At 63.5% G+C, this 8,297-nt stretch carries 7 protein-coding genes and 1 pseudogene; 6 read left to right on the forward strand and 2 right to left on the reverse strand.

Annotated features, from left to right (window positions below; genetic code table 11):
* The 5 genes from ACHFFZ_RS11435 to ACHFFZ_RS11455 all read left to right on the forward strand — a co-directional run.
* On the forward strand, positions 1 to 224 hold a 224-nt coding region (locus ACHFFZ_RS11435; protein WP_394276740.1), incomplete at its 5' end, for a PfkB family carbohydrate kinase.
* Positions 225 to 531: 307 nt separating this feature from the next.
* Complete coding sequence (locus tag ACHFFZ_RS11440) at positions 532 to 1,560, forward strand: EcsC family protein (RefSeq protein ID WP_394276741.1); 1,029 nt, start codon at positions 532 to 534, stop codon at positions 1,558 to 1,560.
* A 65-nt stretch (positions 1,561 to 1,625) separates the two neighbouring features.
* Positions 1,626 to 2,987, forward strand: a complete 1,362-nt coding sequence (locus ACHFFZ_RS11445) for a hypothetical protein (RefSeq protein WP_394276742.1) — start codon at positions 1,626 to 1,628, stop codon at positions 2,985 to 2,987.
* 91 nt (positions 2,988 to 3,078) lie between these two features.
* Entirely contained in the window at positions 3,079 to 4,677 is a 1,599-nt protein-coding gene (locus tag ACHFFZ_RS11450) for a hypothetical protein (protein WP_394276743.1), read from the forward strand.
* A gap of 7 nt (positions 4,678 to 4,684) precedes the next feature.
* On the forward strand, positions 4,685 to 6,316 hold the full coding sequence (locus tag ACHFFZ_RS11455; protein ID WP_394276744.1) for a DEAD/DEAH box helicase: 1,632 nt from the start codon (positions 4,685 to 4,687) through the stop codon (positions 6,314 to 6,316).
* Here the strand turns inward: ACHFFZ_RS11455 and ACHFFZ_RS11460 are convergent.
* A pseudogene (locus ACHFFZ_RS11460) lies at positions 6,295 to 7,100 on the reverse strand (transposase family protein). The gene ACHFFZ_RS11455 and the pseudogene ACHFFZ_RS11460 overlap by 22 nt on opposite strands.
* 114 nt (positions 7,101 to 7,214) lie before the next feature.
* On the opposite strand from ACHFFZ_RS11460, the gene ACHFFZ_RS11465 reads away from it, so the two are divergent.
* On the forward strand, positions 7,215 to 7,673 hold the full coding sequence (locus tag ACHFFZ_RS11465) for a bleomycin resistance protein (protein WP_394276745.1): 459 nt from the start codon (positions 7,215 to 7,217) through the stop codon (positions 7,671 to 7,673).
* A 35-nt stretch (positions 7,674 to 7,708) separates the two neighbouring features.
* Here ACHFFZ_RS11465 and ACHFFZ_RS11470 read toward each other — a convergent pair whose 3' ends face one another.
* The gene (locus ACHFFZ_RS11470) at positions 7,709 to 8,041 is read right to left on the reverse strand and encodes a hypothetical protein (RefSeq protein ID WP_394276746.1); all 333 of its coding nucleotides are present in this window, start codon (positions 8,039 to 8,041) and stop codon (positions 7,709 to 7,711) included.
* Between the last annotated feature and the right edge of the window lie 256 nt (positions 8,042 to 8,297).

Below are 8,297 nucleotides of genomic sequence, written 5' to 3' on the forward strand. Positions count from 1 at the left end.
CGGGCGTGCAGCATGTCGAGCCCGTGCAGGTGGAGGCGGTCGACTCAACCGGTGCCGGGGATGCCTTCATCGGCTGCTTCGCCCACGGCCTGGTCGCCGGGCTGGAGCCGCTGGAGGCCTTGCGGCGCGCCAATGCCTATGCCGCCGACTCCGTCACCCGGCGCGGCACCCAGACCTCGTATGCGGCCGCGGGGAGTTCGAATTCTGAGGGATTCCCTGTCTGACAAGGCTAGGCGCCGACCCGGCGCACGATCTCCTCGGCCACCTCAGCGGCGCACTCCTTCGACAGCCAATGGCTGGCATCGAGCTCGACGAAGCGGTAGTCGGCGGTGACGTGGTTGGCGGTCTCCTCGGCGGCGTCGCGGCCCAGGGCGACGGGAGCACTCGGAGGCCATTTCTATGGCTGAAAGCATAAGAATGGCTGAAGGTGAGCGTTGCTCAGCTCTGGCTGGACGGCTCCCTCGATAGCTTCGAGATCCCCTCCCCTGAAGCATTCGGAGCACAATGGCCACCCCCGTCGACACAACCAGGATGACCCCCTTCGAGCTGGAGCAGTGGCTCGAGATCCAGAAGTGGTCGAAGCCCACCGAGCGCGTCACCAGAGCTCTGCCATCCAGAGTGCAAGGGCTCATTGATCGAGGCAGCGACCTGGCCTCGACGGCCAGAACACGAGCTCAGGAAGTCCCGGGTGCAGATTTGGTGGCAAGGACCTTCGCTGACTCACTTGGGGCCTTGGTCGACACCTTGACGAAGGCATCGGACGCCTCGGTGCGACGCGAATCCGTGATCAAGGTCTTCGTGAAGCGTGGCCATGAGGTAAAAGAACTCGAGGACATCCGTGACCTTGATCTACGCGCCGTGATGAAGGTGATGCCCCGTCTAGATCTGGCTTATGTCGGGGCCGCTACGGCTGAGGGTGCCGCGGCCGGATTCGTGATGTCGGGTGGGGCGGTCGCCGCTGCAGGTGGCGCCGTTGCGGGGGGAGTGGGCGCGCTCCCTGGTGCCAGCACTTTGGTCGCAACGATGGCTGCCGACGCTGCCGCCGTCTTGGGAGCTTCGTCCCGCGTCGTGGCGCACACCGCTGCCTACTACGGCTATGACACGTCTTTGCCCAACGAGCAACTCTTCGCGTCGGCCGTTCTGGGCACAGCCATGACCAACGGCGATGGGGCCAGCAAGCAGGCAGCGTGCCTGGCCGTCAACAGACTGATGGGTGACCTCGCTCGCCGCAAGACATGGGAGCAGCTGAACAAGAACGTCGTCACCCAACTCGTCCGAGCGGTCTACAAGACATTGGGACTGCGACTCACGCAGAGAAAGCTTGCCCAAGCGGTGCCGGTGGTAGGAGTGCTCGCGGGGGCCGGGATGAATGCACGGATCCTGGGCCGAGTCGCGGACACCGCCGAGCACCTCTATCGCCAGCGATTCCTCCAAGAAAAGTACGGCGTTGCATCCAGCGATGACGTTGCCGATGTCACTGATGACGAGCGCCTCATGGTCCAAGTTGAACAGGACCTCGCAGAGGTCCTGGACGGCCAGCTGCTGCGGGACGAAACGTGATCCTCACCGTCCGCCAGATGGTGCATGTGGCGATGGAACAGGCACAAGATCAAAGGAGATGAGCGGTGCCGAATGTGCGGGCCGTTGAGCACTACAACGCCTGGAATGCAGCGATTGCCGAGGTGCTCTTCCCTGTCAGGGAGGACGAAGTACCAGTCTATCTGGATCTCGAAGCCGGTGAACTGGAGGGGCTGGCAGAAGCGGTCGGAGTGCCGGTGGCCGAGGTGGAGACTCGCCTGTTCCGGGCTGTTGCAGAGACCTTGGATTGCACAGGATCCAGGCGGGAGACCTTTCGCTACCACCGTTACCGGCTTCAACGGTTCCACGAGACCCGCCGGCAGCAGGGAAACGCCGAGGACCCTCCATACCTGGCTCTGCTGGCTGTATTCAGCCTCGCCGCCGAGGAGATGGCGCAAGACGAAGAGTTCTGCGCTGCCAACTACTACGGCCGCCTCGGAAAGATTCTGGGAATCGATGACGGCGATCGGGTGCGAGAAGGCTATGTCAGCATCGCTGCCGACTGCTGGAAAGACCTGAATACGTGGCTGAGCTCGCTCGACGGCGCAAGGGGCGAACCCACGGCTTTCCCGCTGCGGCACGCACACGTCGGCTACGCGTTGTCCCAGGCATTGGTTCGCAAGATCGACAGGGAGCGGTTGCGCTCCTTCTTCGTCAGTCGGCACCTGGCACCAGGCGCTCTCGTCACTGGTGGAGGGCTGGTGGATCTTCTCGATGAGTGGATCTCAAGTCAGGACTGCCGAGCAACCGACTCCTTGAAGAGACTGTGGCAGCAACCAGCGACCAGGGATCGGATTGCTGAGATCACGGCCACAGAACTCGCCAACTGGGATGGACGTGTTGCGGATGCACGAGTCGTCACTGATGGCGGCGATCTAGGTGAACGGATCATTCTGCGCGCCGGGTGGCGCACCTTCCCCACCCGGAAGCTGGATGTCTCCGCCATCGTCTACGCCTTCCATCCGCACGAGGCCAGGGACGCCACGATCGCGACGGAGGGGGCAGCGGCGACCGTGCCCCTCATCCCCGACGGTTTGGGCGCATTGCGACTAGGTGACCATGGGCAGTTGGGGAGCGAGAATCTGATCACCGGTCTCCTTGAGGTGAAGGACTCTTTGACTCACACCGTCGTGAGGCGTAGGCCACGTCGGCTGGTCGTGCTGCGCAAGGACGAGCTGGGCAACGGCTTCAAGGAGGTGGACCAGGCGATGCTGAGCGACGACCACCTGTTGTTGGCCCACGTCGATCTGGTAGCGCGCTTGCAGTCCTTCCTGGAACAAGTGGCTCGTCCTGGATGGGAGGTGCTGGAGGAGGGCATCAAGGGACTCCCTGATGGGTGGGTTCCTCGTGCGAGGCGTCCAAATCATGAGTTTCCCTCCGCCCACGCTGCTGCCTGCCCAGAAGGTTGATGACTTGGCGAGGCTCGTTCCGCCGACATCCACACAGCTGGTGTTGGCTGGAGGCCTTGCGCTCCCGGGACGTTCTCGGAATCGATGGCACGTGGAAGAAGCACCCGAGGTGCGGGTGGTGAGTGACGTGGGGGGCGGCTTCCGAGTGGAGCTGGAAGATCTGAAGCTGCCCGGTGACAACCGACTCCTGGAGACTTGGAGCGACGACGGTGCCGGGGTGCTCACGATCCCCATGGCGGAGCAGAATCTGGAAGCAGGACGCTATCGCATCGTGGTGCTCGACGGGGAACACAATGTGATGACCTCTCGAGCCATGACGCTTGGCTCGGGTGACTTTGTTGATGAATCCCAGTGGGAACGCGTCACCCCCGTGGGACACGTCCCCGACGAGCCGCTCGCTGCCGTGCTCGCTGATGAAGGGCCACGTCCGGATGGGGATCTCGTCTACGGTGCCCGAGCGCTGGGGCAGGGCGGGGATCTATTGCCATTCGCCCTTTCTCCAAAGCCGTGGTGGGGCGGAGCCGACCGTTCGTCGCAATCCGTAGGAGTGTTCAAGGCGCCGGAGCCGGACCGGCAGTCGTGCATCTACACAGGCGCACATCGCCAGCAGATCGACGCGGTGCCTCTTGATTCTCGCAATCGTCCCTTGTCGAAATGGACGGTCGGTCGATGTACGGGATGTGGATTGGAACGCCGCTATCCCACCAAGTTGCCCAAGAACCGGGGGACGGCTGCTCGACGGGAGACGCGCATCAACGATGTCACGGTGTTGCCGCCTGTGGCCGTGGCCGATGCCCAACCTTGGGACCTGATCTGGGACGCATTGGGTGCCGTGGGCGGGGGTAGTTGGGGGAGTCTGGAGCGGCTTGCCTTCCGCATCGAACCGACAGCTCTTCAAGTGAACCTCTTCGCTCGAACCCTCCAGACTCTGGGGCACATTGATCTCCAGCTTGATCCAATGACCATGCGCCCACAGCGGTGGGAAATCAGACCGTCAACCCTCACGAGGTGTCAGGACGGTTGGTATCTGGCGGGATACTGGCCGCCAACGTTGACTGATGCGGTTTTGGAGGCCGCCGAGTCAGTCGGGGCCGTCACGGAGCAGGTCCAGCAGAAGGGCGCGCCCTCACGGTGGCTCATTCACGCTCTGGAAGAGAGTGCGCTGCGGTCCGCTGTGGACAGTATCGGGGACGCCGTCGAATGGAGCGACGGATGGCGTGATCTGGCTCCTCTCCTGCCCCCGCTGTCGACAGTGGTTCGAGGGCTTCGCAGGGCCCGATTGCCGCTTACCGAGAATCGGCAGATTCGACGGTGGGACGTGAACAGGACCACATGGGTTCGGATGAAGTCCATGGAAGGGCCGGGCGCCTACCGGGTGTCCCGCTTCACGACCGAGGACTACATACGAACTGAACAAGACGTCAAGGACGGCACCGTCGCAATCTCCGATGTCTACCTCAGCAAGCACATCGGGGCCTGGATCGAGGGAGCGCCGCCCTATCTTGCCCACGATCCACGGCGGGGCACTCTGACGGTACCCCTGGGGGGTGACCTGCCAGGACTCTATGGGCGGGCTGTCGTGATGGCGTCGGGTCTTGCGCCCAACGTCGTGGAACGCCGACGTCTGCTGCAGTACCACGCCGTGCCGGCAGAGCTGGCCCAGCACATCGCCCACCTCTTCACCACATAGGACTGACATGGCCACACCACTCTCCGTCGTGCGGGACGTGCAGGATGCGCTGATCCGTTACATCGACACGGCCTTCTGGATCAAGGATCCAGGGATCCGTGACGAGCGTCGAGAACTGCTCACCCGGGAAGGTGTCCTCCTGCGGGAACCACTGCTGGAACCGGTGCTGCCCTATGACGGCACTGTGCCGGCCCTGGACGCCTGTGTCGAAGCGAGCCTGCTGCCGAGCGAGGCGCATCTGCTGATCGATGCCCTGTTCCGGTGTGATGACCCTTCGGTCTTCAAGCTGCGCAGTCACCAGGCTGAATCCTTGGCGATGGCCCTGGCTGGAGGTCATCCATGGAATCCGGTCGTGACCGCGGGTACAGGTTCTGGCAAGACAGAGGCCTTCCTGTTGCCGGTACTTGCGCGGCTGCTGATGGAGTCGCGCTCCTGGACCCAAGCGTCCGACAGCACGCAGCCTTGGTGGACCGGCAACAGATGGGAACCGAGCCGTCGGGAGTCCCGGCCGGCGGCGATGAGGACGATGGTGCTCTATCCCATGAATGCCCTTGTCGAGGACCAAGTGGCGCGCCTTCGTCGAGCGCTGCGCCGCATCCGCGCAGCCGGTGGTCCCACCATCTGGTTCGGACGCTACACATCCGCCACCCACGGGGGGACGAAGAATCCTGTTGAGGCGCGGAATCGGGCGCATGTTGCACAAGTGGCCCAGGAGATCCGCGCGATGCAGTCGGAATTCGACCGGCTCGGGACGCTGTCCGAAGCAGATCTGGCCCAGTTCCCGGATCCTCGGGTCGGCGAGATGGTGACACGCTGGGACATGTGGGCCACTCCGCCCGACATCATGGTGACGAATTATTCGATGCTCAACGTGATGCTGATGCGCCAGCTGGAACAGCCAATCTTCGAGAAGACACGTCGGTGGCTCGAGTCTGATCCAGGACATGTCTTCACCTTGGTCGTAGATGAACTCCACCTCTATCGGGGCACTCAAGGCGCTGAAGTCGGAATGATTCTGCGCAATCTCATCAATCGGCTCGGGCTGTCGGCGGATTCCTCGCAGTTGAGGATCATCGGGACAAGTGCGTCGATGGACGAATCCGGCGGTCAGTTCCTCGAACGCTTCTTCGGTGTCCCAAGGAGCACCTTTGACATCATCGGAGGACAACCTCGGGAACTCCGGCCAGACGGGTCAGCAGACGAACAACCCGTTGATCTGGCTCTGGCGTTGGCCTGCCGCGACGATGAGGGGCAGTACCGCGCCGCGCGTCTCAGCACGGTTCGCGATCGCCTGGGTTGGACCGATGAGCGGATGGTGGAGGCGCTCACTTCGCTCGAGACGCCCCGAGTTGGACAGATTCCGTTCAGAACCCACATTTTTGCCCGGGGAATTCGCGGTCTCTGGGCGTGCAGCAATCCGGAGTGCAGCGAGATACTGCATCCTCGCCTAGAATCGGGCATTGGTCGGCTCTACACCCTGCCTCGAGAGTTCTGTGAATGCGGCAGTCGAGTGCTTGCCCTTTTGGTCTGTCGTGTCTGTGGCGACTGTAGTTTCGCCGGTTACCGCATAGGTTCGTTTGATGGCGGTCACTACGTGGGTGCCACAGTGAGGTTTTCTCACCAGGCTCCTCGCATGTGAGTAGCGATCACGAGGGCTGAGCGGACGATGGCGGTGATTCGCCAGGGGTCGAGGGTGACCTTCTGGAGGGCCTTGAAGCGTTTGAGGATGGCGTTGGCTCGTTCGGCTGGGGCGCGGAGTTGGGGTGATGAGTCGGTTGCGGGCGACGGTGTCGGGTGCCAGGCCGTGGCCCTTGATGGGGTGGAGGATGCCGATTCCTGCGCCTTGGTAGCCCTTGTCGGTGAGTGTCTTCAGGCCCTTGGGCTGCGGCTGGGTAGAGCGCGGGGAGGACGTGTTGTCGGGCGGCGGTGAGGTCGTGGGTCGCGCCCGGGGATACCGGGGAGGTCCAGATCGGGAAACCTGTGTGGTCGGTGAGGACCTGGGTGTTGCCGCCGTGGCGGTGGTGTTTTCCCGAGTACCACGCATCGGTGGTTTTCCCTTTATCGGTAGGGATGTGGACGGCGTTGGTAGCGATCAGGGTGCCGTCGAGGCAGACGAACGCCGCGCCGTGGGCATGTTGTTCGTCGAGGACCTCGTGCAGGTCGGGTGCCTGGTCGGCGACCACGTCGAGAGCTTCGTGGAGGTAGCGGTAGCAGGTGGCCTGGGACAGGCCGTGGTCGCGTGCCAGGCGGTGGATCGCGGTGGCGTCGAGCATCCAGCGACAGAACATGACCGCTTGGGTCCAGCAGGACTTGGCGCGCTGCCATGGGCGCCGGCCATGTCGGCGTCGGTGGGCCGACAGCCACTCGGAGATGCGCCGCACGATGGTGTCGGGAAGGTCAAGAGTGGCACGATAAGACAGCATGCGGGCTCGGTTCTGATACGGGGACGGTGTCTTGGCAGAAACCGATCCTGCACCACCCGACCCGCATGCACCCACCCGAGTCGGCCATCACCCCTTGCCAGAGCATCACTGCCGATGCTCTACAGGCAGCCCTGGCGAGAAAACCTCAGTGCTGAACCGTCTCTTGTGCCCGAGCTGGCCGTAGCTGACTGCACTGTGTCTGTCCGGTTCTGGCGTGACCTGCTGGGCTTCGAGGTGCTCTACGACAGACCCGAGGAGGGCTTCGCCTACCTCGCCCTAGGTGACGCCCACCTGATACTCGACCAAGCCGACATCGGCAGGACGTGGCGAACGGCGCCCTTCGATCCGCCCTTGGGGCGCGGGATCAACTTCCAGATCTCGGTGCCCGATGTTGCCGTGCAACTCAGGCAACTCAGCGAGGTGGGCTGGCCACTGTTCATGGAGCCGGAGGAGAAGTGGTACCGCATTAGCCCGAGCGAGGAGGCCGGGGTTCGCCAGTTCCTCGTGCAGGACCCCGACGGCTACCTAGTGCGACTCCAGATGTCCTTGGGGCACCGAACGTTGGAGCAGTAACCCAACGCGGCAGAGGAGTGAGCTGCTAACAGCGCTCAGGCCGTCTCGGGAGACAACTCGGCTGCGGGTAGCGGGTAGGTCCACCGGGCCGTGAGATCGACGGGTTCGGCTCCAGGGTCGAGGTCGCCGGCGAGGGGGCTGACGATGACCTCATGGCGGTTGAGTTCCTTGATGCCGACGCGCATGTTTCGACCGTCGCGGGTGAGTTCGTAGGTCTGGGCGAGCAGCGTGAGGCCGATGGACTCGAGGGTGTGCTCGGCGTCAACGAGGTCGCCAGCCGGTCCGGCCGGTCGGTGCAACAGGTCGAAGGGGACGAAGTCTCCGTCGTCGGTCATGGCGATGTATCCGACGAGCTCATTGTCGCTCACTCGCACATGGTCGAAGACAGCATCGGATGTCAGGTCCAAGGGTAACGACGAGGTCATGAGCACGACGTTACGGGACTGCGAGCGTGCTGGTCCTTCCATTTCGACCAAACCCTCAATTCGGCATGAGAGCAATGTCACGCACTTCGACGCGTCGTGAGAACTGTCCCTACTGACTCAAGGCGCCTTCGGCGCGGGCGGGTCGCCCGGGCCGGGCCCCGCGCCCGGGGCCCCGCGCTTCGGTCGCTTCGCTCCACGG

The organism is Luteococcus sp. (assembly GCF_043424415.1).
GTDB lineage: Bacteria > Actinomycetota > Actinomycetes > Propionibacteriales > Propionibacteriaceae > Luteococcus.

Bases quoted from the DNA above. Each gene is read 5' to 3' on its own strand.
- ACHFFZ_RS11455 (WP_394276744.1), top strand. From the start codon at position 4,685: ATGGCCACACCACTCTCCGTCGTGCGGGACGTGCAGGATGCGCTGATC.
- ACHFFZ_RS11440 (WP_394276741.1), top strand. From the start codon at position 532: ATGACCCCCTTCGAGCTGGAGCAGTGGCTCGAGATCCAGAAGTGGTCG.
- ACHFFZ_RS11465 (WP_394276745.1), top strand. From the start codon at position 7,215: ATGCTCTACAGGCAGCCCTGGCGAGAAAACCTCAGTGCTGAACCGTCT.